The 22,450-nt window shown below is 41.4% G+C and carries 34 protein-coding genes; 5 read left to right on the forward strand and 29 right to left on the reverse strand.

What is annotated here, in order from left to right; translation table 11 throughout:
- Window positions 1-113: 113 nt before the first annotated feature.
- Window positions 114-1,313, forward strand: coding sequence for a hypothetical protein (locus tag JMN32_RS05290; protein ID WP_202855255.1), 1,200 nt, complete (start codon window positions 114-116; stop codon window positions 1,311-1,313).
- A gap of 499 nt (window positions 1,314-1,812) precedes the next feature.
- Window positions 1,813-2,952, forward strand: coding sequence for a hypothetical protein (locus tag JMN32_RS05295; RefSeq protein WP_202855256.1), 1,140 nt, complete (start codon window positions 1,813-1,815; stop codon window positions 2,950-2,952).
- Between the two features lie 315 nt (window positions 2,953-3,267).
- Here JMN32_RS05295 and JMN32_RS05300 read toward each other — a convergent pair whose 3' ends face one another.
- From JMN32_RS05300 to JMN32_RS05380, 17 genes are all read right to left on the reverse strand, one after another.
- Window positions 3,268-3,516 carry a DUF4248 domain-containing protein gene (locus tag JMN32_RS05300; RefSeq protein WP_202855257.1) on the reverse strand — a complete coding sequence of 83 codons (249 nt, stop codon included), beginning with the start codon at window positions 3,514-3,516 and terminating at the stop codon, window positions 3,268-3,270.
- 112 nt (window positions 3,517-3,628) lie between these two features.
- Complete coding sequence (locus JMN32_RS05305; protein ID WP_202855258.1) at window positions 3,629-4,375, reverse strand: hypothetical protein; 747 nt, start codon at window positions 4,373-4,375, stop codon at window positions 3,629-3,631.
- Entirely contained in the window at window positions 4,365-5,003 is a 639-nt protein-coding gene (locus tag JMN32_RS05310; protein WP_202855259.1) for a CHAP domain-containing protein, read from the reverse strand. The genes JMN32_RS05305 and JMN32_RS05310 overlap by 11 nt, the downstream gene beginning before the upstream one ends.
- Window positions 4,925-5,296, reverse strand: a complete 372-nt coding sequence (locus tag JMN32_RS05315; protein ID WP_202855260.1) for a hypothetical protein — start codon at window positions 5,294-5,296, stop codon at window positions 4,925-4,927. The genes JMN32_RS05310 and JMN32_RS05315 overlap by 79 nt, the downstream gene beginning before the upstream one ends.
- A gap of 32 nt (window positions 5,297-5,328) precedes the next feature.
- Entirely contained in the window at window positions 5,329-6,288 is a 960-nt protein-coding gene (locus JMN32_RS05320; RefSeq protein WP_202855261.1) for a peptidoglycan-binding domain-containing protein, read from the reverse strand.
- Between the two features lie 12 nt (window positions 6,289-6,300).
- A complete protein-coding gene (locus JMN32_RS05325) occupies window positions 6,301-6,744 on the reverse strand; it encodes an annexin (protein ID WP_238354360.1) in 444 nt (147 codons plus the stop codon).
- 30 nt (window positions 6,745-6,774) lie between these two features.
- Entirely contained in the window at window positions 6,775-6,954 is a 180-nt protein-coding gene (locus tag JMN32_RS05330; RefSeq protein ID WP_202855263.1) for a hypothetical protein, read from the reverse strand.
- On the reverse strand, window positions 6,941-7,789 hold the full coding sequence (locus tag JMN32_RS05335; protein WP_202855264.1) for a hypothetical protein: 849 nt from the start codon (window positions 7,787-7,789) through the stop codon (window positions 6,941-6,943). The genes JMN32_RS05330 and JMN32_RS05335 overlap by 14 nt, the downstream gene beginning before the upstream one ends.
- 2 nt (window positions 7,790-7,791) lie before the next feature.
- Window positions 7,792-8,103, reverse strand: coding sequence for a hypothetical protein (locus JMN32_RS05340; RefSeq protein WP_202855265.1), 312 nt, complete (start codon window positions 8,101-8,103; stop codon window positions 7,792-7,794).
- Complete coding sequence (locus JMN32_RS05345) at window positions 8,100-8,360, reverse strand: hypothetical protein (protein ID WP_202855266.1); 261 nt, start codon at window positions 8,358-8,360, stop codon at window positions 8,100-8,102. Before JMN32_RS05345 ends, JMN32_RS05340 begins: the two co-directional genes overlap by 4 nt.
- Window positions 8,357-8,878 carry a hypothetical protein gene (locus tag JMN32_RS05350; RefSeq protein WP_202855267.1) on the reverse strand — a complete coding sequence of 174 codons (522 nt, stop codon included), beginning with the start codon at window positions 8,876-8,878 and terminating at the stop codon, window positions 8,357-8,359. The genes JMN32_RS05345 and JMN32_RS05350 overlap by 4 nt, the downstream gene beginning before the upstream one ends.
- Window positions 8,875-9,273, reverse strand: a complete 399-nt coding sequence (locus JMN32_RS05355) for a hypothetical protein (RefSeq protein WP_202855268.1) — start codon at window positions 9,271-9,273, stop codon at window positions 8,875-8,877. Before JMN32_RS05355 ends, JMN32_RS05350 begins: the two co-directional genes overlap by 4 nt.
- An 11-nt stretch (window positions 9,274-9,284) precedes the next feature.
- A complete protein-coding gene (locus tag JMN32_RS05360; RefSeq protein ID WP_202855269.1) occupies window positions 9,285-9,914 on the reverse strand; it encodes a hypothetical protein in 630 nt (209 codons plus the stop codon).
- A gap of 59 nt (window positions 9,915-9,973) precedes the next feature.
- Window positions 9,974-10,468 carry an SNF7 family protein gene (locus JMN32_RS05365; protein ID WP_202855270.1) on the reverse strand — a complete coding sequence of 165 codons (495 nt, stop codon included), beginning with the start codon at window positions 10,466-10,468 and terminating at the stop codon, window positions 9,974-9,976.
- 119 nt (window positions 10,469-10,587) lie between these two features.
- Window positions 10,588-12,042: a hypothetical protein gene (locus JMN32_RS05370; RefSeq protein ID WP_202855271.1), complete on the reverse strand. Its 1,455-nt coding sequence runs from the start codon at window positions 12,040-12,042 to the stop codon at window positions 10,588-10,590.
- Between the two features lie 11 nt (window positions 12,043-12,053).
- Window positions 12,054-13,040, reverse strand: coding sequence for a hypothetical protein (locus JMN32_RS05375; protein ID WP_202855272.1), 987 nt, complete (start codon window positions 13,038-13,040; stop codon window positions 12,054-12,056).
- On the reverse strand, window positions 13,040-13,498 hold the full coding sequence (locus JMN32_RS05380; RefSeq protein ID WP_202855273.1) for an LEA type 2 family protein: 459 nt from the start codon (window positions 13,496-13,498) through the stop codon (window positions 13,040-13,042). Before JMN32_RS05380 ends, JMN32_RS05375 begins: the two co-directional genes overlap by 1 nt.
- A gap of 205 nt (window positions 13,499-13,703) precedes the next feature.
- On the opposite strand from JMN32_RS05380, the gene JMN32_RS05385 reads away from it, so the two are divergent.
- Window positions 13,704-13,886, forward strand: a complete 183-nt coding sequence (locus tag JMN32_RS05385) for a hypothetical protein (RefSeq protein ID WP_202855363.1) — start codon at window positions 13,704-13,706, stop codon at window positions 13,884-13,886.
- A gap of 51 nt (window positions 13,887-13,937) precedes the next feature.
- On the opposite strand, the gene JMN32_RS05390 is transcribed toward JMN32_RS05385, so the two are convergent.
- The 12 genes from JMN32_RS05390 to JMN32_RS05440 all read right to left on the reverse strand — a co-directional run bounded on the left by JMN32_RS05390 (window position 13,938) and on the right by JMN32_RS05440 (window position 21,176).
- Window positions 13,938-14,336 (reverse strand): hypothetical protein, encoded by a 399-nt coding sequence (locus JMN32_RS05390; RefSeq protein ID WP_202855274.1) that lies wholly within the window; start codon window positions 14,334-14,336, stop codon window positions 13,938-13,940.
- 29 nt (window positions 14,337-14,365) lie between these two features.
- On the reverse strand, window positions 14,366-14,623 hold the full coding sequence (locus tag JMN32_RS05395; protein WP_202855275.1) for a hypothetical protein: 258 nt from the start codon (window positions 14,621-14,623) through the stop codon (window positions 14,366-14,368).
- Window positions 14,624-15,032: 409 nt separating this feature from the next.
- Window positions 15,033-15,365: a hypothetical protein gene (locus tag JMN32_RS05400; RefSeq protein WP_202855277.1), complete on the reverse strand. Its 333-nt coding sequence runs from the start codon at window positions 15,363-15,365 to the stop codon at window positions 15,033-15,035.
- Window positions 15,366-15,601: 236 nt separating this feature from the next.
- Entirely contained in the window at window positions 15,602-16,201 is a 600-nt protein-coding gene (locus tag JMN32_RS05405; RefSeq protein ID WP_202855278.1) for a C2H2-type zinc finger protein, read from the reverse strand.
- A gap of 44 nt (window positions 16,202-16,245) precedes the next feature.
- Window positions 16,246-16,500: a hypothetical protein gene (locus JMN32_RS05410; protein WP_202855280.1), complete on the reverse strand. Its 255-nt coding sequence runs from the start codon at window positions 16,498-16,500 to the stop codon at window positions 16,246-16,248.
- Entirely contained in the window at window positions 16,493-17,809 is a 1,317-nt protein-coding gene (locus tag JMN32_RS05415; RefSeq protein ID WP_202855281.1) for a hypothetical protein, read from the reverse strand. Before JMN32_RS05415 ends, JMN32_RS05410 begins: the two co-directional genes overlap by 8 nt.
- Window positions 17,796-18,002 carry a hypothetical protein gene (locus JMN32_RS05420; RefSeq protein ID WP_202855282.1) on the reverse strand — a complete coding sequence of 69 codons (207 nt, stop codon included), beginning with the start codon at window positions 18,000-18,002 and terminating at the stop codon, window positions 17,796-17,798. Before JMN32_RS05420 ends, JMN32_RS05415 begins: the two co-directional genes overlap by 14 nt.
- Before the next feature lie 12 nt (window positions 18,003-18,014).
- Window positions 18,015-18,854, reverse strand: coding sequence for an adenine nucleotide alpha hydrolase family protein (locus JMN32_RS05425; RefSeq protein WP_202855283.1), 840 nt, complete (start codon window positions 18,852-18,854; stop codon window positions 18,015-18,017).
- On the reverse strand, window positions 18,847-19,011 hold the full coding sequence (locus tag JMN32_RS05430) for a hypothetical protein (RefSeq protein ID WP_202855285.1): 165 nt from the start codon (window positions 19,009-19,011) through the stop codon (window positions 18,847-18,849). Before JMN32_RS05430 ends, JMN32_RS05425 begins: the two co-directional genes overlap by 8 nt.
- Before the next feature lie 29 nt (window positions 19,012-19,040).
- Window positions 19,041-19,286 carry a hypothetical protein gene (locus JMN32_RS05435; RefSeq protein ID WP_202855287.1) on the reverse strand — a complete coding sequence of 82 codons (246 nt, stop codon included), beginning with the start codon at window positions 19,284-19,286 and terminating at the stop codon, window positions 19,041-19,043.
- Between the two features lie 15 nt (window positions 19,287-19,301).
- Window positions 19,302-19,430, reverse strand: a complete 129-nt coding sequence (locus tag JMN32_RS27500) for a hypothetical protein (protein ID WP_262896698.1) — start codon at window positions 19,428-19,430, stop codon at window positions 19,302-19,304.
- Between the two features lie 273 nt (window positions 19,431-19,703).
- Window positions 19,704-21,176 carry a hypothetical protein gene (locus JMN32_RS05440; protein ID WP_202855289.1) on the reverse strand — a complete coding sequence of 491 codons (1,473 nt, stop codon included), beginning with the start codon at window positions 21,174-21,176 and terminating at the stop codon, window positions 19,704-19,706.
- 229 nt (window positions 21,177-21,405) lie between these two features.
- Between JMN32_RS05440 and JMN32_RS05445 the strand changes: the two genes are divergently transcribed.
- Window positions 21,406-22,182 carry a MerR family transcriptional regulator gene (locus tag JMN32_RS05445; protein WP_202855292.1) on the forward strand — a complete coding sequence of 259 codons (777 nt, stop codon included), beginning with the start codon at window positions 21,406-21,408 and terminating at the stop codon, window positions 22,180-22,182.
- Window positions 22,183-22,267: 85 nt separating this feature from the next.
- Window positions 22,268-22,444: a hypothetical protein gene (locus JMN32_RS05450; protein WP_202855293.1), complete on the forward strand. Its 177-nt coding sequence runs from the start codon at window positions 22,268-22,270 to the stop codon at window positions 22,442-22,444.
- The last annotated feature ends 6 nt before the right edge of the window (window positions 22,445-22,450 follow it).

Raw genomic sequence — 22,450 nt, forward strand, 5'->3', positions numbered from 1 at the left:
GTACCCCAATTCCAAATTTTGACCTCTTAAAAAAAATGTCCTGAAGGCTACGAATATCGTGAAATGAATTATTCAGGAAATCCCGAGAAAATTTAATTCTTAAATAAATAATCATGGAAATTAATTTAAATACCAATTTCGACTACCAGTCTAAAAGATTTCAAGAGTTCTTATTTGACCAGAGTAAAACTTTCTTCAAATCAGTAAATACAGTACCTACTGGTTTTAGTTTTGATTCAGCAGATTCTAGATCAAGCAATCAAGATGCTGATCCAGTTCAAGAAAATGTCATCTTTTTAGTAGAAGAGGAATATGTTGTAGAAAAAGGAGAATCGAGAACTGCTGGGGACTTGAACGGACAGTGTGTTGCTGCAGGGACAATAGAATATCAAGGTACTGTTAAGATTAATATAGTGTATGGCCACGATCTTGACCTTAATCTTGAATATTTGTTATATATAAAAGACAACATTCCCTCAAGTGCATCTTCATTGGCAAAACAACTTTTTCAACAATTTGATCCGAAAATCCATGGAAGCGACATTATGAAGTGGATTGAGAGTCAACTTAAAGATGGATTGACTAAAGACATGTTTATTGTTGATACAATTTCTGTTTTCGAAAAAGTATCCGATAGAATCATAGTTGATGATAGCCAAAGACGGTCTCTTTTTAGACTTTATTGTAGCAATGAGGGAGGTGTAATTTATGACGAAAGAGGTGAAAGAATTTTAGATTACGGTCAATGGGCAGACCAAGAAAACATTGGATGCCGATTAATAGATGAAAGATTAATAATTGGGAGAGATGAACCACCACAATATGCAGAAGTACGAGAGTACAATTCAGGTAATCCCCCTACTAGGCAGGAACTCGACAGTATCACTGAAGAACTAATTAATCGAGTAATGCCACCAACTAACAATTGTGGTACTATGCAAAGGCATAATCAAAGATTACTAGAATTATTGGAATGGCCTGAATTCAAAATCGAATGGAAAACTAAAATAATCAAAATCGGTTGTTCGAAAATCACAATATCATACCCAGTTTTAAGAACCCGTAAATCTGAAATAGTTTTTTACGCATATATATCTGTTCCTAAAAATGTAGGTGTCGCTGCATTTAACATCGCAAAAGCATGTGCCTTTAGTTCTGCTTTAAAAGGTGCCGTTGTAGGTGTAGTATTAGGCAACTTACCTCTGGCCATCTCAACCTTTAAAATTTCTTTTAAGGATTGCGTAGAACGTGAGATAAAAAAATGTATCTATCCAGGCCTTTTTACAATTAAAGAAGTTGGTCCCTGGGAATAAAAACTACTGCCAGTCGAGTAGGTAAAGGGGAATTTCACCCCTTTACCTCTCACAGAACCGTACGTGAACCTCTCAATTCATACGGCTCTTATTATACAATCGTTATTGGCCTGAATTGGTTCATACCAATTTGTGTCCCAATTCCCAATGATAGAACAGGTTTGGGTATGACTCGGTTACGAACCCAGCGCACGGGACCCTTTGGAACACTCATCTTCTTGAGCTATATTCACCATTCAAGGCACACACGGTATATAGCAAATAGGGCGTTCTGTAGTTCACGAAAGTTCAGTGCTAATTACCAACACCACCAAATCGTTGATTTGGCTTTTAAGGATGAATAAATTAAAAACAAAATACAACGTTTTGGCTCAGTGCAGACTTGAAGGTTTATCGCTTTCTTCTGCCCTAACTTGCCATATACTAAACGTTATGCATAACCAGTTAATACCTTAATCGCTGTCTTTTATCAAAATTGTTTACCTAAGACATTTATGAAATGCAAAGAATAGACAATAAAAATCAAGAATCAAAAACCATGATATTTTGGGTGCTTGTGACTTTTGGAGCTTTGGTCTTTTGTTCATTGTTAGTTGTGGCACTAGTTTATTCCTCTTTTAAGGGATATCTCTATGGCACTAATGGAGTTTTTGTTCGGTATGGTATTTCAATTGTTCTAGGTCTTTCTTCGGCAGCCTTTTTGATTGGCGGATTAAAGGCAAATGCAGCAGTGAGGGGTAAAAAATTTGGTATGGCAATCGAATTGGGTGGAGGTGCCGCTATCGCTGCACTTGTTATCTGGGGTTCCATATACTCAACCAAACAAACTGAATTTACCCAAGGATTTTATCTTTTCAATTCTTCAACGAATAAACCCATTGACAATCAAGAGCTTTCTTTAACTGCTATGCTTCCAAATGGACCCCAGACAGTAATGGTTGGAGCTGAAGGCTATATAGAATTTAAAAATCTTCCTAACAAATTACTAGGAGCAGAAGTGGAACTCAGCATCCCTGTGGAAGGGTATAATCTCCCTGACACAATCAACTCACTCATTTTTAATGGAGAGACGAGGAAAATTATGCTGTTGAGAGATAATTCAGCGATGCTAAGGTTTAAAAAATCAGTTGCTTACGAATTCATTAGGCTTATCATCCCTCTTCGTATTATGGCTGATGATGCATTTGGAAATTACTCTGAACTTCCATTTGCAAATTTTAATAGAGATGAACTAATTAATACTTTAGCTGAAATTCCTATTTCAACAAATCCAGGAGATTTGACATTACCTGAACTACAAAGAATGTTTGTCTATGTTTCAGATGAGCCCATCTATAAAACTGAACTCGTAAAATCTAAAGGGACATACGCAGAGAGGCTTGCTGGTGCAGCCATGAGATTTACTGAATTTTATACAAATTTTTCTCAATTGGAACGAAACTATCTATCTGATAAAGAATTGAATCTAATACATGAAGTTCGACATACTTTATTTATCGAGAGGATGAAGAACTTAATTGGTATGAAAATAAGCAATGATGAAACATTAATTCCTGTTGAGCTCGAAGGTTTGTTTTCAGCGCTTGTAAATGCTGAAGAAGAAATGGGGCCTTTCGAAATGTATTTTGTAACATTCTAGACTATCAGCCTAAGTAGTTTAAAACGCAGAAAATATGCATAGTCGAGTAAGCCAGGGGAGTTTCACCCCTAACTTCTCATAGAACCGTACGTGAACCTCTCGATTCATGCTTACGCCGAAGCTTCAGCATAGGCGCTACGGCTCTTATTATGCAGTCGTTGTTGGCCTGAATTGGTTCATACCAATTTGTATCCCAATTCCCAATGATAAATAAAATATACTATCCACAAGCTATAGCTTATCACGCACCAAAGTCTCGAATATGGTGGTTCACTTGATGATATCTCACCATATTTATAACCTTACCTTCGTCAACTATGGCTCCCCCAAATGCTCAACAATACACCTGACCATCCGTGGCGTTAGTTTCTTCATATGCTTATGATACCCCAACCTTTCCAGTTTCTCGATAAAGAGATCCATCCAGGTCACCATAGTTTTCACGTCCACATCATAAAGCTCAGCCAGTTCATACTTATATAAAGTGTGTTTTTTGAGGTTAAAGGATTCCTCCAACTCGATGGCCTCAATTCTTTTATATGTTCTTTTGGTAGTTGTCTCCATTGCTGTTAAGCCTTACCTGCCTATCCTCCGTAGGGGATCATCCTCGGGTAAGTATTCTTCTCCAATAAAATTTCCGATGAAGCCACCGATCAGGGCATAAGGGTAGCTATCCTCACATTTTCGCCATTTGGCGATTGCCAATCCGCCTAGTGTCCCGAGGACGGCCAATGCTGCCTTTTTTGTATTCTTTGATAGTTTCATTTTCATATAGTTGATAACCAACCCAGGCGGTAGAAGCAAGTGCAGCTCCCCAGGCCACGGTTGAAAGCATTCTTTTTCTTCTATCCCGGTAATCAATCAAAGTCAGCGTAAAGCGGTTGCCATAGAGGTTTTTGTGTATTCGGGCAAGCTTCGTGAGTAAAGCAAAATCCGTTGAACTGGCAAGTACCATGCAGCCTGCAGAGTAATTGTCAACCAGGACACTTGTACCGTTTGCAGTCGCCCGATGAACATTAATGCCAAATAGCCCGGTGTCGGGGTAACCGGAAGAAAACCAGTTGAACAAACCGCCTCGATCATAGTCACGGATCACCGTAACCGGCTTCACCTGGACTAGTGCTTCATAGCTGGCTTTGTGCATGCCAATCGCATGGCTATTTACGTATTGGCCTGCTTTCAGAAAAGCAGTGCCTTTAGGGTGCATAGGGTTGTTAAGCCAATATTGCCCCGGATCGGTGGTGCAGGGAAAGTGGTGATACACCCACTTCCCTGCATCATTCCTGTAAAAGACAATCAGCCAGTCATCAAAAGCGTTAGTTCGCAAATGCCTGCTTCGAAAAGCAATAATGTTCAACTCCCACGGTCTTTGATAGACTACGTAACCTTTCGCTTTTAATATTTGCTTGGCGTTATTCAGCACTGCTAATAAAATCGCTTACCGCCCAGATTTGCCGTTTCAGTCTTTTTTTGCGGTAGACACCGTCACCATCGCGGCCACCGTTGTCATTAGTATTCCCTTCCACTGTTATGACATATTGCTCACCCCATGCATCCACAAAGCCAATGTGCGCGGGCCTGTTAAGTCGGTCATACCAGATAAGAAAAACGTCACCTGACTTTGGTATGCTCTTTACTGGTTTTCCTCGCTTGTAAATGATGTTACGTTCAATAGCGAAAGAAGGAACCCACGCACTTACAGGAGCATCCACTCCTGCATGCAGATAACACCAACTTACGAAAGCCGAGCACCAGGCATAACCGGGACCAAGACCGGTAACAGCTAAATACTGCTCCACGACCTTGCCCCGGTTTGCCCCGCCTTGCTCACGTACACCGACCTGGTTGCTGTAAACTTGCTTTAGCCTTGCCCGAAGCTGCTTTTCCTTTGCTTCCGGGCTTGCCCCATTTGCTACAAGGCAAACCTCTTTGCCTGTTGTGTTGCTCTCATTAGCTTCAATGCAGGTTTGAGCTACAGCACTCGCGCCAAAAGCACCGCTGCAAATAAGAAAGCAAAGAAGATAGAGGTAGTTAGCTTTAGCTTTTGCCATGATTCCAGGGTTTTAAAGTCTGTTGCAAATTCGTTGTCCAGGTAATTGTCAGTGGTAGGCCAGATCAGCTTCATTAATATCCTGACCACACCATGCAGCACGAAAAGAGCTATCACTGCAAATAATATAATTTGGAATATGCCTGCGTCATACGTTGCTGACGTGGGATCTATCCACCTGAGTAGAATGTGGCTTTTCATCCACAGGATAAACCCTACCACTATGCTGGAAAGCTCACGCCAGACCTTAACGTAATTCCAGACATCTTTAAAAAAACTTTTAAAGTGTTTCATGTTGTTATTGTTAAATTGAGTTGTTTGTTTACTTAAATCAATGTGAGGTTCTTTTCCGGGGCATACACAATCTTCTGTTGCGGGGTATATATCTGGATAATTCCGGCTTTGCCACCAGTGACATAACCCAAGACCTTTTTTTGCTTCACCACAGGGGGCAAAAACCTCCCGTCACCCTCTTTTAAGAGCGTTGGTTTGCGGGTAACCGCAAGCTTGAACAGCTCCCGGTTGTAGTCAGAAGCCATGCCAAAGCCTGATAACGACCATACCCCATTGCGGTTAATCAATCCCATGCGCTCAAATTCAGTCCGAATCTTCACTTTGGAAGGCTCATTGGCAGCAAAGGCCACACTTAACAGGGCATTGACCAGGCTGGTTATCCTGGTACCCCGAACCCTTGCTCCTTTAAAGTGGCTGCTTACCGCCTGGTAGCCTGCTACATCTTTGATCTTGGCAAGCTCATTGAGTACCGTGAATATGTTTTGTTTTTCTGCCCCGGCTTTGATCCCGTCTGCTATAGCCTGGCTATCTGTTGATGATTTACTGCTGGTCCCTTTGGCTATGAGCTTTGTAAAGGTGGCCTCAGAAACCATAGCAGGGAGACCTGCTGCCAGCAACGCCCTGACCGTACCTGCACCAAACACTCCGTCCGGGGTTCCGTCTGGTTTGATACTTGTAGACCTGATCGCTTCTGCGGCCTTGCCTCCAAGGGATAGCAAAGCAGATTGCAACATTTTTACCATACTACCCTTTGCCCCGGTGGTCAATGGAAAACTGCTTTTGTTCTGGGTTACCGCCTGCTGAACCGCTTGGGGTAGATGGTTTATGATCACATCACCTCGTCCGGAAGCCGCTTTGTTTTTGATCATTGTATAAGCCAGGTAGCCACCTCCTAACAGGGCACCCGCGCCAAGGCCGTAAACAATTAGGCGCTGCCTCTTTTTCTTGTCCATTTGCTTTGTGGGCAGTTGCTTATTTTGAGTTCTTTTCATTGTTTCTAAATGTTAAAAATGTATTCTCCCATTCAGCCCCAGGCGTAATGGCTTAGAATTTATGATGTTAAGTGCCTTTGCAAATTCTTCGCTATCCAGCTCTGCTTGCATATCTGCTACAAGGTCTATCTTATATAAGTCCCGGTATGCCTGCTGTACCTTCCGCATGTGACGGCTGTCTGGTATATCTTCAAGAATCTGGAATACCAAGTCTTCATTGGTTCCCCACCCAAACCAAAGATCATTCTCAAATGCCATCTTCAATTGGATTGCGTCGCTGGCGGGGTTTCCGGGATTAAGGGCTTTCTTTTGCCGGGCTTTCTTCTTAATATCCCTGACTACTTTGCGGACAAGTAAGAACGTTCCCACTCCGGCAATACTGACCAACGCAACATCCAGGAGCTTGCCGGAGAGGTTGCTATCCTCTTCCGGCTCACTGTCCCGGCTCCTTGCCATGCTTACTGCTTTAAGTATAGGGAGCACCTTTTACTTTACTTTTAGTTTTACCATGTTACGGACGAATGCATCTGTTTTGAAGATTTTCTCCATTTTGATGATCCCCTGGGCTTTGAAATTCTTTATCATGGTTTCAAATGCCCCTTTAACCTGGGCAGCTTCGTTTTCGTCTTTAGCGGTCAGGGTGATGTTTAATTTAAATTCCTTCATGGTTGATATTGTCTTGATTTACTTCGGTTTCTTCTCCTGTCTTTGATTGGGTACTGTTTTGTGCGTTCCTGACCTTTCCTAAATGGCTCAGGTAATAGGTCAGTTTTTGTAGCGTAGTATTGTCCATTTTCAGGCTTTCGCTGATTTGCCCTAATAGCAATACCACATCCTGTAACTGGTCTTCTTCAAAGAGGCTTTGGAAGTATTCAGCAAACTCAATAAGCTCTTGCTGTTCTTCTGTCATGCTTTGTGGTTCCGGCAAGGCCGCCATTTGTCCGCCCAGCTCGCCCAAAGTTTCAGCAAGCCCCTGTAATTGTTTTGGGTAGCGCTTGGCAAGGCCACTGACAGCACCAGGGAGCAAAGCTTTGCCCAGCTCTACAATACCAAGCTTGCGTACCAGCTCGGCAATTTCTGCGTCCTTTTCTTCTACCTCGTCCTCTGCCTTTTTTAGCTTGCTTTCCAGCTTTTCTATTTGCTTACTTTGCTGCGCATTTTCCTTTTTCAGTGCCTCATGGTCACGCTTCATTAATTCTTCCTGCAGGAGTTGGGAAACGTGGTTGTTGACTCCGTTCAGGGCTTGTTCCTGGTTCTGGCTCAATTCGTTCAGTTTCTCTTTCAGTCGCTCGTTCTCCATCTCTGCCCTTTGCAGGGCCAGCTTATCGGAAATGTCGTCAGTGTGGTCATATTCCCTTGAAATATGCATTGGAGGCGAAGTCTGGTTGAGCTTGTGCCGAATGTATTGGCTTTCATTCTCCAATCCCAACAACTCCATCTCCTCGTACTGCTCATCGTTAAGGCGGACAGATCCGGGCTTTCTTTCTCTGTAGGTTTCCATTATCATGCTTCAAGTACGATTACTATAAATTTCACTTTATCTATTCTTCTGCTGATATTCTCAATCACTATCCGATCACCATGTTCATGCATATTTTCCTCGATAAAAGGATCAAAAGGAGAATACAAGCCATAGTCGCTATTGACACGTATGCCCGGCCCTGCTTCCACGACAAACCATATTTCATTATAGGCCATTATCTCACGTGTCTCCTTACTGTTGACACTGATGTCACGATAATCCAGCCTGAACTTTTCAAAGCCTCTTTCTTTTACTCGTTGCGGTGCATAATGAATGGCAAACTGCTCTGTCATAGTTTTTCAGGTTCATATTCGGCCAATACCCAAACCCTTATTTTATAAGGCAGGGGTTCGGTTCGGAGGTCCTTTACAATGCCCAGGATATAGCCCGTGTCGTTGTCTACTTCCAGCAGCGTAAACCGGGGTGTTTCCAGGTGTTCTCCCAAAGTCCTTTCCTTAGGTGTAATCCCATCTTTTATGATGCCTTCCGTAGGCTGGCAGGCGTAAAAGAGGCCTCGCGCATTGTAGAGCTTTACTTCGCATGTCTTCATTTGTTTTCTCCTATTTCAAGGGTTATATCCACTGTTCCCGGTCCTTCATCACTTACCCATACATCATAATCTTCCGTAAACCCTGTTTCAAGGTCTGTTACAGGGATTGTAGCAGTTTTGATAAGCTTCAAGCCAGTATCAAACACTTGGAAGAAGTTCATTCTCACGGGTTGTGCGTAGTAGATCCATTGTCCTTTTTCTGCGGTAAGGTGAAACTGGAAAAGGGAATCTTCGAAAGCACCGGAATCGAGGGAGGTAATAAACCCGCTGTTAAGGAGGCCGGACGCATGGCCTTTACCTAAATACCATTTAGGTGCTCCCTGAACAGGTTGTACCATAGTATCTAATACCACCATCGCTCCGGTTACTCTTCTGACTGACTTCGGAAGTCTTATGCGAAAAGTCTTTACCCGTCCCATCTGTTCTATGATAATTTCGGCTGGTAAAATTTTCCTCCGGACAAAGTACTTTTCATCTTCCCCGTTTAACCTCTCAGTAGTTTGAATCTCCCGGATCATGCTTTCTCGTCAGTGATAAGTAGTACATAAATTTCATAGCCATTTTCAAAAGGCGCTCTCACATGGTCGTTGTCCTGGAACCTGAATTTTAACGACAGGTCTCCGGGGGGTACATCTCCCAAATGAAAAAACCTTTCAGAAGGACTTACATCCCCTGTGGAAAGAAACGCCCGGCAGGGAAAGCCCTCGGGAATAATTTCTTCTCCGCCAATTTCAACTTTCAGTGTCCCTCTTAGAAACAGCTTATCATAGTAGCTGCTGGAAAGCTGGATACCTTTGATCCGAACTGTCCGTTTTGACAACTCCCAATCTTTCGTGACAAGCTTACCCGCTTCTTCCACCTTAAATTGGAAGAAGGGGTAACGTTCAACCGCTTTTATATCCTGGTTATCCATTTCTGAAATGATTAAGCAGGTACGGTTGAAGTTCCTGCAAGCATCACCTTGATCAACGTCTTTTCAGGGGCATCATCACCCAATTCGATCATGAATTCGAACTCCTCATCATCACGAATAAAGCGCGGGTTTTCCAGGTAATAAGTACCCAGATTAGTGGTCTGGTCATTGTCTGTTACAAAGTCAGTCAAAGACCTTTCGTCAACAATGATCTTCTTATTTGCCATGAATGTGAAGTCTCCGTTTTGAAGCCCTGCAACTTCCTTAATGCTACCGAAGTCGGCAGATAGTTTTAACTTTTTCCATGCGAAGTCCGACTGTGGTAAGTCTTCGGTAAACTCTGTGGCTATAAGGATAATGCGGTTGCAAAGGAATAAACGGTCCTTTGGGAGTTTTGCCTGCGTGACATTGGTTATTCCCCTTTCTTTGGCATCCTGTGTTTCGAACATATGGATGGTCGCCTTATCTCCAGCGTATTTAATACTGTAGTATGCGGTGTCAGCTAATTGCAATCTGCCGTCTTTGATTTTCTCGGCCACCCGTACCATCTCAGGATCGTGCTTTTTTCCTTCTTTAGAGAGCTGCACGTTAGCGTTTACAATTTCAAGGAATTGCTCACGCGAGGTTTTTCTTACTTTCATAGTTGTTGTTATTGAATGATTTAAGTTTTGTGTTATTTTTTCAGGGTTTTGACCGAACCCTATGCTGTGGCCGCCAGTGAAATGGCATCGAGGCCGTTGATCTCGGCCATATCCACACCTTCAAAGCCTTCGATACCATCCATGTAGCCGCTGGTATAGCTACCTTCATTGACTACATTGCCCGATTCTAATTGGCGAATGATCTCGTCTACCTCAGAAGTGTCGAAGTCGTCGGCAGCACCCATGCTTCCGTAAAGCACCTCGGCACCACTTAACTCCATGTTTTTGGCCATTTCAGGAGAGACTTTGTGTAGCATGATCTTTCTGCCAAGCACTTTTAGGGTGTTCAGCACGCGGTTTTTTGCTCCTTCCATTTCGTCCTCGAAGCCTTCTACACTTTCCTGCTGTGCTCCGGGCTTTTTGAGTTGGGGTGCGATACTGGTCATCATGGCTACCCCTCCGGTCATAGCCCAGGGTTTGTCGTAGTATGCCCCTACGAGGGTGGTGGTTAATCCGGCAAGGAGACTGGGCCAGGTGCCTAGTGCGCTTCCCACTATGACACCGCCCAGTCCGCTGGCGATATTAATGCCGGATGTTGTTAATACTGTTTTAGTATCTGTTTTTTTGGTTTTTGACTTTTCCATTGTTTTGACGTTTTATCTACTTTCTTGTTTTATAGCAGTGTTTTTGGGGCGATCGTTATCCTTTTCGGGACGGGCTTTTTCTTTTTAGCTCCAGCTTTGCCTTTGGGAAGTCCGGCCATTGGTTTTGTGGTATTCTTCTTTTTGGATTGTACCACGGCATAGGCTATACCACCCCCCGCCACAAGAATGCCCGTACCAATCACCAAAATTTTGTTTTTGTCAAACCAGCTTTCTTTATTCTCATTGTTGGTCTTATCAGTGGTTTTGCCTGCCGCTTTTGCGACTTCCTGGCTGGCGACCTTTGCTGCGTTCATAACTTTCTGGACAGCCCTGGCTTCCTGCATGGCTTTCTCTTGTGCTGCCCTGGCTTCCCTTTGTCTTGCTTCTGCTTCAAAGTTGGCAGAGGGTGCTGCTGTATGTTGTGCCATCGTCCTGAAGGAAGCAGGCAGTTGATTTTGTCCGGTGGGCAACCTTAGAGGCAGGGCAGGACTACCGGGTCTTACCAGTGATTGCGCGGTGTTTACAACGCCTTTGCCCGTGTTTACCAGGCTCTTTCCGGTATTTACAACATGGCTTACTGTATCTTTGGCCTTTTTAGCCTTATCAAACACCCCGGTAATCTTGTTAAGGACGGCAGCGACAGCCGCCACCGCGCTACTGGCTGCTGCCAGGGCTGAACCTGTTGCTACCGCCCCTAATCCTTCAATGCTCATTTCTCCCTGCAGAAGGGCTTCTACGGCTTCCTCATCGGCCTCTGCTACAAACCTTTCAAATTCGTCTACATATTCACCCTCATCCACCAACCCTAAGCCGTTAAGTTGCGACCCGGATAGTGGCACTGCCTTGTCTTTATTTCCTTTTCCTGATAATATTGCTTTTCGGAGGTTGGACCTTTTTCCTCCGGCTGTTTCGTACACTTTCTCAGCGCTGGAAATGGCTTTTTTAAGTTTGGAAAAACCGTTCATGTTTACCCCGCGTCTTCTTGCTTCTGCATCGGACAGGTAGCCAAACCTCAGCTTTTCCGCTACTTTCATGAAATTGAGTTTCATGGCAAGCAAAAAGCCGTTCCGTAATAGGATGGTACCGGGGTTCAGGTAACGGTTAGTGAATTTTACAACGGGTTTAACTACTTTCTTTACAGTGAATTTTGTTGCGTTCTTTACCCCTTTACCTATTTTCTTTCCAAGCTTTTTTAAGCCTTTGCCAATCTTTTTGAAAAAGCCTAGTTCTCCCAATCCGTCCACGGTGTAGATGTTTTCATCTGCATCGGCATACATCACCACGTTTCCGTACTCATCGAGGATCTCATAGGCTATCATGGGGTCTTTCACGTAGCCTAAGCCAGAAAAATCCAGCTCTTCGTCATCATCATCAAGTTCCTCAAAGTCGATTTCTTCGCTGTCATAGCCGTCCAGATCAATGTCCTGAATGTCGACATTGTCAAGGCCACTAATGGGCAATCCGTCTAATCTGTGTAGTTCCATATTCGTGTTGATTAAGTAAGTATTTTGATGATTTGATATGTCCCGATCCCCGCGACTCCGGCAATGAGTACTTTGGTCCAAACTTTTCCTTTTTTCAAGGTGGTGTTTGATCGTGCATGCACAGGGTTTTGGCTGGCGGTAGTGGCCTGTTGTGTATTTTTGGTTTGTATGTTTCGGCTGGTTATAGGAGCAACGAGTAAGGGTTCCGGTATTCGCTTCACCTCCGAAGGGACCTGATGGGTAACCTGATTTTGCAGGCAGGGCATTTGTCTGCCTACCATAATATTCACATTTACCGGACTGACAGGTTTTACCCGATAGGTAGGATGGTGCTTTGACTTTGACCTGTGTTTGTTGATCCTCGTTTTGATCACCTCCCTGAGTGCCAATGAATCCACTCCGCTGAAACCTGACGGGACACCTTCTATGGTACCAACCAGGATTCCGTCATTCATGGTAAAGTCTTTCTTTTCCAGGTAGGGCACTTCATAGTCGAACCAGCTGGTTACAGTGTCCATGATGATAGGAAGCTCCTCGGTAACTACTGTATAAATGTGCTGGTATCGGGGCACTAACCAGGGGTTGCTCTTGACCGGGTATTTAGTGATCCTAATTTTATGTTCAATATTTAAATTGGTTAAAAGGCTACAGATCATGACCGTCATGCAGTCACAGTCGCAGCCGGTCTTTCTCTCTGCCCAAACCCGCGAAGGCCTCCTGACCTGCTCGATACCCTTTTTGTCCAGCTTATACTGAATATGATCGTAAACAAATTGCCATACGTTGCGGCAAGTATCCCGAACGTTAGAGCCTTTTAACTTTGGGGCAACCTTTGCCGTGTCGTCCAAGGTAGTAGCCACCATTTCCTTGATCAGGTTAATGGTATGATGCAGTTTGGCCTTGCCTTCCGGCTGAATAACGGTATCAACCATGCTGCATTTCGGGAACAGGTGGTCATATTCGTAACCAGGCTTTATCTTTCTTTTTCCGGCCTGCATCAGAAAGAAAGGGTTGTGGTTTCAGTGTCGGTGTAAGGGATGCCGTTTACCGTGGTGGTTACAATTACGTCCACATTTACACTGGTTTTGTCTTTGTTCCTAATCGCATCTACCAGGGAGAGGCCAAGACTTTGTGTCAATGCCAGCCAGCCAAAATTCATGTCGATTTCAAAGGTCTTTTGGCCGAATTCAGGAACGGTGATCTTCTCGTCTTCCAGTTGGGATGTACCCAGACTTTTGCCTCCATAACTTATTGTAACAAGTGGTTTTTGGAGGGTAATGGTAAGTTTATTCGGGTTCTTGATAGTGGCATAGATTTTTACGGCAATACCTGAAAGGCCTACTTTATGTATCTTGGCTTTTGTCTTGGTTTGAATGGTTTGTGATGCCCTGTTGAGTTTGAGCAGGTATCCAAAGGTGAGGATTCCCGCGCCTGCTCCTATGATCCACTTTAGCATAGTTTTTCCCGTTTTTTCTTCAAATATTGGTCGGGAAAAACGGGGATCAAAGCGGGTCTGGCTTATGCGGGAAAGGCCGTTTACTTGCTGTAAACAGAAGTTTTTTTATGGACTTAAATAGTGTTGATAGGCTCTTTTTGACACTTTTTGGCTCTTGCGTAGATTCTCAGAGATCGTTCTGAACTTTTGGGTTTATATTAGTGACATGGAATATTTGAGGTTTAAAAGCAAGGCAGAATTAGCCAGGGAGTTCGGGATCAGCCGGGAGACACTACGGTTAAAGTTAAAGCAAATTGAAGGGCTGGATACAGGTAGGAGGCAATTGCTTTATCCGTGGGAGTTGAGGGTTATTTATCGGGAGTTTTGGGAAGGGCAACGAGCAACCTAATACAATATTTTAATTTAAAATTTCACTTATTCAAGTATTTTCTTTACGTAGTCAGTGTACTCTGTTTTTATTCAATTGAGTCACCCCCTGAACTATACATACCACTCTTAAAAACCGCTTAATGGTGTGTAAGAAATCAATAAGAATCACCTTATTATCAATATAAAAAAGAGTTCCATTATCCCTTCTTTCATACAACAAATTATTTATTTCTTTAATGACTTCAATTTTTTCCAATTCATTCACTATATGATCTGGATAATGAGCGAAAACATTTCTTAGGGTATTGAACCTTTGAATTTGATCCCATTCGCTTTTTACATCTGTCATATCAATTTTTACCACCTGTTCCATATACTGTTTATACTTAGAAACATAACTCCCCTCAAAGTCCTTTAATTTTCCAGAGGTATCTTGGTTCGCGTTAGCAATGCTGTATAATTCCTTCATTGTCTGCTCAAGAAATGAGTAGATTGATATTAGGGTTGAGCTGTAATACAGTGATTTAATGTTTTTTTTATTGAATAGTCCACCATATCCACGTCGTCACCTAAGCCGTCAGAAAATTCTTTCTTGATCTCTAATAGCTTATTTTTCACTTGTATGTTTATCAACTTCTCTGTCATTTCAATGTATTCCTCGAAAGCATCAATTTTAAGTTCTACATTTAAACCAAACTGAAACCTGCAAGGCACTTCCTCATCTACAAAGCATTTTCGTAATCCAAATAGTCCCATGTTTTTATTTTAGTTTACAAGTGGCTACATTAATTAACGTTCAAAATATGACCTTTTAAAAGCTCTTAATTACCTTCTTAAAATAAACGCCATTGGGCTATTTAGCCCCTCTCACGGACCAATATCGAACAAATTAATAATAATACTTTCATTGTTGTTATTTACATTGTTGTTAAGGCCACTTACTTGAGTGGTCAAGATATATTACCTTATACTAGTTGCTATGAGTTTTAAACCTGCCCAAGTGTTCTGAACAAATACTGAAACCTTGGCATGAAAATGGGGATTTTATAAAAAATCCATAAAACCTTGATTATCAACTTAATAATTGGATTTCACAATTATTATTAAAATATTCGAACAAAATATAGCTCAAACACATGAAAAACAACAAATATTTATATGACAATTACGATGAGTAGGAAGACTTCAAACGCTCCAAAAGTTGAGGGTAGGTGTCAAAGATTTTTCTAAGATGTTTCGTACTGGTGGATGTGATTTCAAAATGATGTTGGTACATGTCCTGCCACATCACTTTGACTTTGACATTGATTAATGGATCATGGAGGCTTACCTTCTTAATGATTTCTACAGGGTGAGAAAAATACTTTTTCAGGTCGTGAATAGGTAAGAAAGGGCCAGCCCCCATCGAGTAGTAGAGCTTACCCTTTTCTTTAATCACCTCCATTAAGCAATGTACTCCGAATTGCTTGACTTTATAAAACCCTTCTTCTAGTTCCATACCCTTAGAATTACACTTACAATATTAGTAATTACTAACATAATTAGCAATAATTTCAGTTGGGATATGCTTATTTTTTTCATCATAAGTCCCTCCTAATAAATCTGTTACATTTCAGTCCTGTACTCACAAATTCTACTTTCCAGAGTTCCAAATTTCTTTCTCTATATAGCTTCTTTATCAAAAAGGCTTCGCCTTCCAAAAGCCGTTCGCCTGTCGGGTCTGTATATATCATTTTAGTTTTGTACCGCTTCATGATCATTAACTATGATTGTTTTCGAATTTTTATGTGCGGCCATGTGGCCATTGAGGGCTTTGACGGATGGAAAGGACTTGTGACAATGTTCACATGTATACAACACTTCGTTTACAACTGGTTTACTGGTGTTGACAATGGTGTTTCCGGTGTGGTCCACCATTCGGCTTCGGTTTTCTGATGCTTTTTTAGCATATAATTCAGCATAGCTATAACCAGTATAGGCTCCGAAAACACAAAGAAATACTTTAGTCAGGCGTATTAAATAGTTTTCTGTAGGATCGAATGGGTCAAAAAACAATATCTCTACTATGAGTATAAATATGGCAAATATGATAGGCTTGCGGCCAATTTTGTGAAATGTAAAAACCAAAACAGCTATCGCGAAAGCAAAGGAGTATGCAAAAGCGTAGATGTGCTTGAAATAATTACCGGCAACAGGTGAGATATTATAGTAGAGCTGATAGAGGTTAACGGTAAGTGGGATTGTAATTGAGAGCACCCCTATAAAAATGAATTTACGGGAGAACATGAAGGTCTCCACTCTATCAAAAAAGCCATTGGTTTGTCTATTTTCCATTAATTCAAGTTTTAATGCTCTCGATCAATTTCCGCGCCTCGGAATTATTTATATATCTCTGTAGGGTCTACACGGTCGACTTCTCTCCCTCCTTGCCTATTCTCATAGATAATGGCCTTTTTCCAATCTCCTTTGAGCGCTCCTACCAATAGCATTTTCCTAAATCTTCTTATCCCTACTGCTTGGTCTGGTTTACTGCGTTTGCTTTTTTTATCACGGGAATAGAATACCCTGGTCTGGTTATTATTCTTCAACACCCAACATCTCGTGAGTGATGTTGACTTTAGATTCTCAGGCATGGGCTATGATATATTTGTTATAGGCTGACAGGTAGGCTCGGGTGATCATATCATCATTGAGTCTTTCCAGATGCTTACGGTGCTTATTGAATAGCTCATATCGAGAAAGGTGTTTATGCCTGCCTTTTCCCCTCTGATGGTCTTCGAGTTGTCGTTTCATTTTTTGAAGCTCAATCTCATTGCGTACCTGCAGTTTTAAGGTTTCTTGTTTGAGGTACCACTTCCAGGTTTTCTTAAAGCCATTTTTTACATTGTATGGGCAGAAATACAGATCGGCTGGTGCTATCCATCGGTCTGGGGAACGCTTCAGGTAATCACATACCATTCGTATCCTGGTCAAACAGGACTCATGGTAGTTTTCCCATTGCCTTTCTGTGTAATCTGCTTTGAACCCTCTGTAAACAGAGGTCCAAATGCTGTTAAGGATAGATTTTTCTTCATAATCCTTGAAAGTTTTATCCGGATAAAGGGCATTTTTTGCATACTGCCAGAAGTTCCTGACCAGTTTGATATGAAAAATGCGCGCCGCCCCCCCGGCCTGCTGCTCTTGTTTCTCCTGTTTGGGATGCGGCTGCGGCATTTTTTCTGGTTCTGGTGAAGGGTTTGTTTCATCTTTTTTTAAAATATGGGCATTCAGGACTGTGGCTAAGGCCTCTTTTGCCTCTCTTTCATTCAAATCAGCGGCATTTTTTCTGGTGCTCTTGTCAAATGCTCCTGTTTCGTCTTCGCCGTGAGGCAAGACACACTTGTCCGGCTCATGACGGACGCCTTTTTCACTATACACATTGCTATTAATATTGTTATGCTCTTGTAGTTCGTGTACTAATCCCTGAATTTTTTTCCGATTCGCTTCGATATGGTTGTAAACAGGGGTTAGACTCGTGCCGCCTTCCTCTAGTTTTTGAACTTTGTAAGCTCCTTTCCACATGACTTCAGGGTTTACCCACACTTCAATACCGTCTCCGGCATGGCGCTTTATTTCTTTAATAAAGCCTGCTTTGATAAGGCGTTCTTTGTGGTTATAAAGTGTTCTCACGGTACAGCCTTTACATGCTGCCAGACTGGACATATAGGTTCGGAATGACGGCATATTCACCAGGGAATACTCCGTTATAGCGGTCAGCTTATTAAGTTGCTTTAAATAGAGCCGGATGATGAGTTCGGCTGTTGCCCGGTGTGATGCATTGATCTTTTCTTTCAAGCCTGGATGTTCTTTATTATATCCGTCAATAAAGGTTTTGAGGGCTTCAAATGTCTTAGAGAAGTTGAATGTCAGGGGTAGTTCTGTATTCTCGTTAAGCTCCGTCATTATCTGTATATTTTAAGGTGCTAAGTGATACTTTGATGCTGTTTAGGTATTGCAGGGTGTCCTGAATCAGTGCCATAACCAATATGACGGAGCTGTCTCCTTCGTGTAATTTCTTCTCATTGATCTTATAGGCGGTCTCATACTTCCCGATTTCGTATTCTATATATTTGATCTGTTGATGTAAGCTTTTCATGTTTACATTGGTTTACACTCCGCAATGGCCTTCACATTCTTCAAAAAGTTCCAGTTGGTCTTCACTAAGGTTGGCTTGATCTAAAGGAATGCACTGTCGATGCAGGTATATAGGATATTTCACTCCTTTATTTTTACTATCCCGTAGGCGATAGTCTAATTCAACGGCTTGTTCCCATACCTTTGGGAATTGTCGTTTCAGTCGCAGCCAGCTTTCGTTGCCCTGGTATGGGCAAAAGAAACATGAACTCTTCGGCGGCACGGGCAATTTCATCTTTGCTAACCAGCGCACGCAATCTGACCGGGTATGTAAAGCATAGTTCAGTCCCTTTCCGGTGGACTTTTCTGTTTTGTAATTGCAGAATGGATAAACAAGTGTTTGCCATTTATTGTCTGGGTACCGTACCCTCGAAATTTCATCCAGTGTAATGCCCAGCCATATCTCAGTGGCGGGTGTACGCCCGTACTTTTTTAGTCCATAATAATCTCTGATGGCTTTATTGACGCGTTTTACCTTATAATCACCAGTACATTGCCTTCTCAGGGTCCCCACCTCTCCATTGTCTTTTTTGATATAGGCAGGTATGGATGAAAACCATTTTCCATTTTCATTTCGACCATTAATAAGTTCTTCATAAATGGAATGTTTGTTTTTGGCAATTACAATGGGAATGCCATCATTCCTGATTTGCCAATCCATCAGCCATTCCAAATACATATAGGTATCTGGTAACTCTGCACCCGGATCAGCAAAAATGGCTATATCAGCTTTGGGCAACTCTTCCATACAGCTCATGAAATATAAAGCTGTAGATTGCTGTCCGAGGCCTAAAGAAATTACACGTTTATGCATTTTGAAAGGTGGTTAGAAGGCTTTCAAATGATTTTTGATCTATCAACATCTGTCCGTTTTTACGGATGGTGCGCACCATGCACATGGTCGATAAGAAATGAAAGGTCTCAGTGTTCCAGGTTGAGATAAAAGGGTGCTGCTTGTAGCTGTCCAGCATTTGTTCGGGCGTTTTATAGTGGTGCTTATTCATTGGATATTATCTGCTTCAATGATCCAACATCCCCCCGGACGGTTTTGCCTGGCCTTGATCACTCCCTTGGAACAGTGTGACACGACTGTGCTATAAGGTATGCCCATCAAATCGGCGTATTCACGGGCTGTATAAGTTCGCTTTTTGTCCATTTGCCTCCTGAGTATTCGCTCAAAGCTTTCCTCTAGTGACATGCGAAGGTTTTCAAGGTCTGCTTTGGTTATTGGGGAATCTGAATCCATGATGAATTTATTTACCTAACCAACCTTGAGTTGCTCATTTGAGGCAGGCTTATTCATACGGGCCTGCTCTATTTTTCGCATGGTATAGCTTAGTCTTGCTATCAGGTCCTTGTATGCCTTGTCCTTTATTATGGGCTGTTTCATGGCTAAAATTTTTAATTGTCAGCCGTAAAGAGAAAAATAAAAAATCACATTTATCCAATGTTAACACCCCCGACACACCCCGCAACACCCCGATTTAAATCATTGATTTTTAAATAGTTAACTTCAAAAATATTTTTCAAACTTTTTTACACGTTAACCAAATAAGTATATTTCAATGTGTTTTATTAATATTTTTGTTTGATGTTTTCTTTGATTAGCCCATAAAAAAAGCCTCCGATGGGAGGCTTAAAATCTGTCGGTCGAATAAGGGGCTTACTTCTTTTTTAACTCGTCTAGTACTTTGATCGCCTGGATAAAATCGTGATGAAGGTTTTCCGCAGCTCTCTTATCAATGGTAATATATTTATTGTATAGGCTGTTGGGCGAAATACTATCGGTCCCAACGGTAGAAAATGTATAACATAGTCCTTCTACAAATTTCCTTGCATTTTTTAACTCAATCATTCCTGACTCCTTCATCACGCGCACAAAAGCACCTAATTCTGCCACTGAGCCCAAAAATACATTTTTCATTTCAGGGGTTAACTCATGATGTTCACCCATTTGTTCTTGCTTATCAACTTTTGATAGCAGTTGCCTGCAAAATTTCAGCATGGTGTCAGGGTATGAGGGAATTTTAAGGTCATAACTGCTATCCATTGATTCTTGTAAACTTTTGTAGTATTTAATGCGCTGGCCCAAAAAGTCCAGGGTATCTAAATCGGTCAATGTAGCAACTTTCTCTTCTATTCTTCCAGACATATAAAAAGCAAAAGCCGGGGTATTTACTCCCAATAATTCAAAGATCCTGATCAGTCTGTTTACCAAAGCATCATGACTATATTGAGGCTCTTTAAGTATTTCGCAACTCTCTGTCAATACTTTATCGAATGTTATGAGCATTGAAAATGAAATATCTGTATCCAGTTTACCGATCTTGGACAATAGGCAATTAATAACATCCTTAAAACTATCTTCGCTAGATTCATACACGAAACTCTCAATGCATCGTATTTGAACTGCATGTTGAATGATATATTTTTCCCTGATAAAAAATGGCACTTCAGAGGAAAGGTCCATGTATTCACTATATTCTTCATAGAGGTGCAGGTATATACCATATAGATACTGGAGTAGTAGTTTAAAAATATCGACTACTGTTTTGTCATTCGAAATGAAAAGATGGGACACCGATGGTAATACTCTCTCCTTTACTTTGGATATATATTTGTCTAATAGGTACTGAAGGTTAGCTACATATTTTCTTTTAGCCTTTGTTTTGGCGCCAAAATAGACATGTGTATATAAGTCCTCTTTTATCTTGTCATATTCTTTTGCAAACAGTGAATTGTAATAATGAAACCGGGATTCCTGGTTGGACATTTCATCCAACTTCTCTCTACTCCCTATAACTACTTTATAGGGGTGTATCTGGTATGTATTTACTATCTGTGCAACCGTTAGGTTAACAGGCATGTCATTCAGTAAGGCCAATGCTTTGCTACTATATTTAGGAGTCTTCCAGTTATTAGGGTCTGATATCTTATAATATTCCTTAAACCAGAAATTTTCATGAGAATGATACATCATAAATTCATTTTTCCTGAAGTAAGAGACTTCGTAGTAAAGCACAGGCTCATATCCGTTTTCAATTTCCTGCAATAAAAGTTGATGGTAATCCAACAAGGGGTTTAACAATGGGTCAAGACGACCGCCACTAATAAGTTCAAAAAATAAATGATTCAAGAGTTTTTTTATTATATTAAGAATGATTTTTTTGAATATTTCAATATTAGGGGCGTAATTAAATGATACGAAAAATAGACTTTTTTACAACAAAAAATATAAGCTAATACTTTGTTAAACAGATATTTACAATAGTTTTTGAAAAACTAATACGTAAACAGCATTATGAAAAAATATTTCCTCAAAATAAACAGTACATTAATGTACTATTTTATATATTTGCTTCTCTATGAGATTCAAGAAAATGGAAAAACAAAGCAGCTTTATTACACAAAACTTTGAGGACTTACATGACACACTTACAAACAAGCAACTCTCTCTCAAGGACACGGGACAAAACCACCGGGTGATTAACAATTGGGCCAAGCAGGGTATTATTGAGGATGAACGTTCTGATCAGGAGAAATGGAGGCGGTTTAGCCTCATGGATATTATTTGGCTCAGCATAATTGATGACTTCAGGTCCTTTGGGATGGGACTACCTGCCATAAAGGAAGTTTATGACCATCTCGTTGCCAAAAAAGCTAAGCGACTGGAAGTTAATGGCAAATCATTATCGCAACTTGAATTAGCAGTCCTACAGGTTTTTCATGATAAGGGCTTGAGATTTATGGTTACCGATAGTCAGGGTAATGCAGAAATTCTATCAGAAACAGATTTCAAGTCAAAAACTACTGATGGGAGTATTGACAACCATATTGTGATCAGCCTTAACAGGACAATCAATGAAAACTTTGAGGAAATAGCTTTTGCCCCTACCCTTGACCGAGGCGATCTTACGAAAGAGGAGCGGGATTTGTTAGATATCATCAGGAACGGGAATTTCCTGTCTATAAAAGCAAGGTTAAAAGATGGTCAGATTACAATGATTGAAGGGGTTGAGCGAATGGCTAACAAGAAGAGGATAATTGAGATCCTCAATGAAGGATCATTTCAGGATATCGAATTGAGGCAGGAAAATGGTAAGGTGGTGTCGGTGCACCGGACACTTAAAAAGAAGTATTAAATACACTACGATATAAAAATCGGGTCTATTTCCACAACATGCTTTTACTGCACCAAAGCTCGAAGGCATTTTACAGGAAATACCAATGGATCAACTCAGTGAAGATGATTTATTAAATCTTAAACCGATGACTTATGAGCGCCTTAAAACTTTTGAGGGGTTCAATGATATTGAAAAAGAGGAAGCAGACGAAATAATTAAAAATATGGAGATGTTCTGTGAGATATTATATAAGTATGTCTCGCGACTTCCGGACAGATAATTGAAT

The sequence above is a fragment of the Fulvivirga marina genome, assembly GCF_016775155.1.
Classification (GTDB): domain Bacteria; phylum Bacteroidota; class Bacteroidia; order Cytophagales; family Cyclobacteriaceae; genus Fulvivirga; species Fulvivirga marina.

What these genes read in the sequence shown, in the direction of transcription:
- JMN32_RS05290 (WP_202855255.1), top strand. Translation starts at nt 114, where the DNA reads ATGGAAATTAATTTAAATACCAATTTCGACTACCAGTCTAAAAGATTT.
- JMN32_RS05295 (WP_202855256.1), top strand. Translation starts at nt 1,813, where the DNA reads ATGCAAAGAATAGACAATAAAAATCAAGAATCAAAAACCATGATATTT.
- JMN32_RS05300 (WP_202855257.1), bottom strand. Translation starts at nt 3,516, where the DNA reads ATGGAGACAACTACCAAAAGAACATATAAAAGAATTGAGGCCATCGAG.
- JMN32_RS05310 (WP_202855259.1), bottom strand. Translation starts at nt 5,003, where the DNA reads ATGGCAAAAGCTAAAGCTAACTACCTCTATCTTCTTTGCTTTCTTATT.
- JMN32_RS05315 (WP_202855260.1), bottom strand. Translation starts at nt 5,296, where the DNA reads ATGAAACACTTTAAAAGTTTTTTTAAAGATGTCTGGAATTACGTTAAG.
- JMN32_RS05320 (WP_202855261.1), bottom strand. Translation starts at nt 6,288, where the DNA reads ATGAAAAGAACTCAAAATAAGCAACTGCCCACAAAGCAAATGGACAAG.
- JMN32_RS05325 (WP_238354360.1), bottom strand. Translation starts at nt 6,744, where the DNA reads ATGGCAAGGAGCCGGGACAGTGAGCCGGAAGAGGATAGCAACCTCTCC.
- JMN32_RS05330 (WP_202855263.1), bottom strand. Translation starts at nt 6,954, where the DNA reads ATGAAGGAATTTAAATTAAACATCACCCTGACCGCTAAAGACGAAAAC.
- JMN32_RS05335 (WP_202855264.1), bottom strand. Translation starts at nt 7,789, where the DNA reads ATGGAAACCTACAGAGAAAGAAAGCCCGGATCTGTCCGCCTTAACGAT.
- JMN32_RS05340 (WP_202855265.1), bottom strand. Translation starts at nt 8,103, where the DNA reads ATGACAGAGCAGTTTGCCATTCATTATGCACCGCAACGAGTAAAAGAA.
- JMN32_RS05345 (WP_202855266.1), bottom strand. Translation starts at nt 8,360, where the DNA reads ATGAAGACATGCGAAGTAAAGCTCTACAATGCGCGAGGCCTCTTTTAC.
- JMN32_RS05350 (WP_202855267.1), bottom strand. Translation starts at nt 8,878, where the DNA reads ATGATCCGGGAGATTCAAACTACTGAGAGGTTAAACGGGGAAGATGAA.
- JMN32_RS05355 (WP_202855268.1), bottom strand. Translation starts at nt 9,273, where the DNA reads ATGGATAACCAGGATATAAAAGCGGTTGAACGTTACCCCTTCTTCCAA.
- JMN32_RS05360 (WP_202855269.1), bottom strand. Translation starts at nt 9,914, where the DNA reads ATGAAAGTAAGAAAAACCTCGCGTGAGCAATTCCTTGAAATTGTAAAC.
- JMN32_RS05370 (WP_202855271.1), bottom strand. Translation starts at nt 12,042, where the DNA reads ATGGAACTACACAGATTAGACGGATTGCCCATTAGTGGCCTTGACAAT.
- JMN32_RS05375 (WP_202855272.1), bottom strand. Translation starts at nt 13,040, where the DNA reads ATGCAGGCCGGAAAAAGAAAGATAAAGCCTGGTTACGAATATGACCAC.
- JMN32_RS05380 (WP_202855273.1), bottom strand. Translation starts at nt 13,498, where the DNA reads ATGCTAAAGTGGATCATAGGAGCAGGCGCGGGAATCCTCACCTTTGGA.
- JMN32_RS05385 (WP_202855363.1), top strand. Translation starts at nt 13,704, where the DNA reads ATGGAATATTTGAGGTTTAAAAGCAAGGCAGAATTAGCCAGGGAGTTC.
- JMN32_RS05390 (WP_202855274.1), bottom strand. Translation starts at nt 14,336, where the DNA reads ATGAAGGAATTATACAGCATTGCTAACGCGAACCAAGATACCTCTGGA.
- JMN32_RS05395 (WP_202855275.1), bottom strand. Translation starts at nt 14,623, where the DNA reads ATGGGACTATTTGGATTACGAAAATGCTTTGTAGATGAGGAAGTGCCT.
- JMN32_RS05400 (WP_202855277.1), bottom strand. Translation starts at nt 15,365, where the DNA reads ATGGAACTAGAAGAAGGGTTTTATAAAGTCAAGCAATTCGGAGTACAT.
- JMN32_RS05405 (WP_202855278.1), bottom strand. Translation starts at nt 16,201, where the DNA reads ATGGAAAATAGACAAACCAATGGCTTTTTTGATAGAGTGGAGACCTTC.
- JMN32_RS05410 (WP_202855280.1), bottom strand. Translation starts at nt 16,500, where the DNA reads ATGCCTGAGAATCTAAAGTCAACATCACTCACGAGATGTTGGGTGTTG.
- JMN32_RS05415 (WP_202855281.1), bottom strand. Translation starts at nt 17,809, where the DNA reads ATGACGGAGCTTAACGAGAATACAGAACTACCCCTGACATTCAACTTC.
- JMN32_RS05420 (WP_202855282.1), bottom strand. Translation starts at nt 18,002, where the DNA reads ATGAAAAGCTTACATCAACAGATCAAATATATAGAATACGAAATCGGG.
- JMN32_RS05425 (WP_202855283.1), bottom strand. Translation starts at nt 18,854, where the DNA reads ATGCATAAACGTGTAATTTCTTTAGGCCTCGGACAGCAATCTACAGCT.
- JMN32_RS05430 (WP_202855285.1), bottom strand. Translation starts at nt 19,011, where the DNA reads ATGCTGGACAGCTACAAGCAGCACCCTTTTATCTCAACCTGGAACACT.
- JMN32_RS05435 (WP_202855287.1), bottom strand. Translation starts at nt 19,286, where the DNA reads ATGGATTCAGATTCCCCAATAACCAAAGCAGACCTTGAAAACCTTCGC.
- JMN32_RS27500 (WP_262896698.1), bottom strand. Translation starts at nt 19,430, where the DNA reads ATGAAACAGCCCATAATAAAGGACAAGGCATACAAGGACCTGATAGCA.
- JMN32_RS05445 (WP_202855292.1), top strand. Translation starts at nt 21,406, where the DNA reads ATGAGATTCAAGAAAATGGAAAAACAAAGCAGCTTTATTACACAAAAC.
- JMN32_RS05450 (WP_202855293.1), top strand. Translation starts at nt 22,268, where the DNA reads ATGGATCAACTCAGTGAAGATGATTTATTAAATCTTAAACCGATGACT.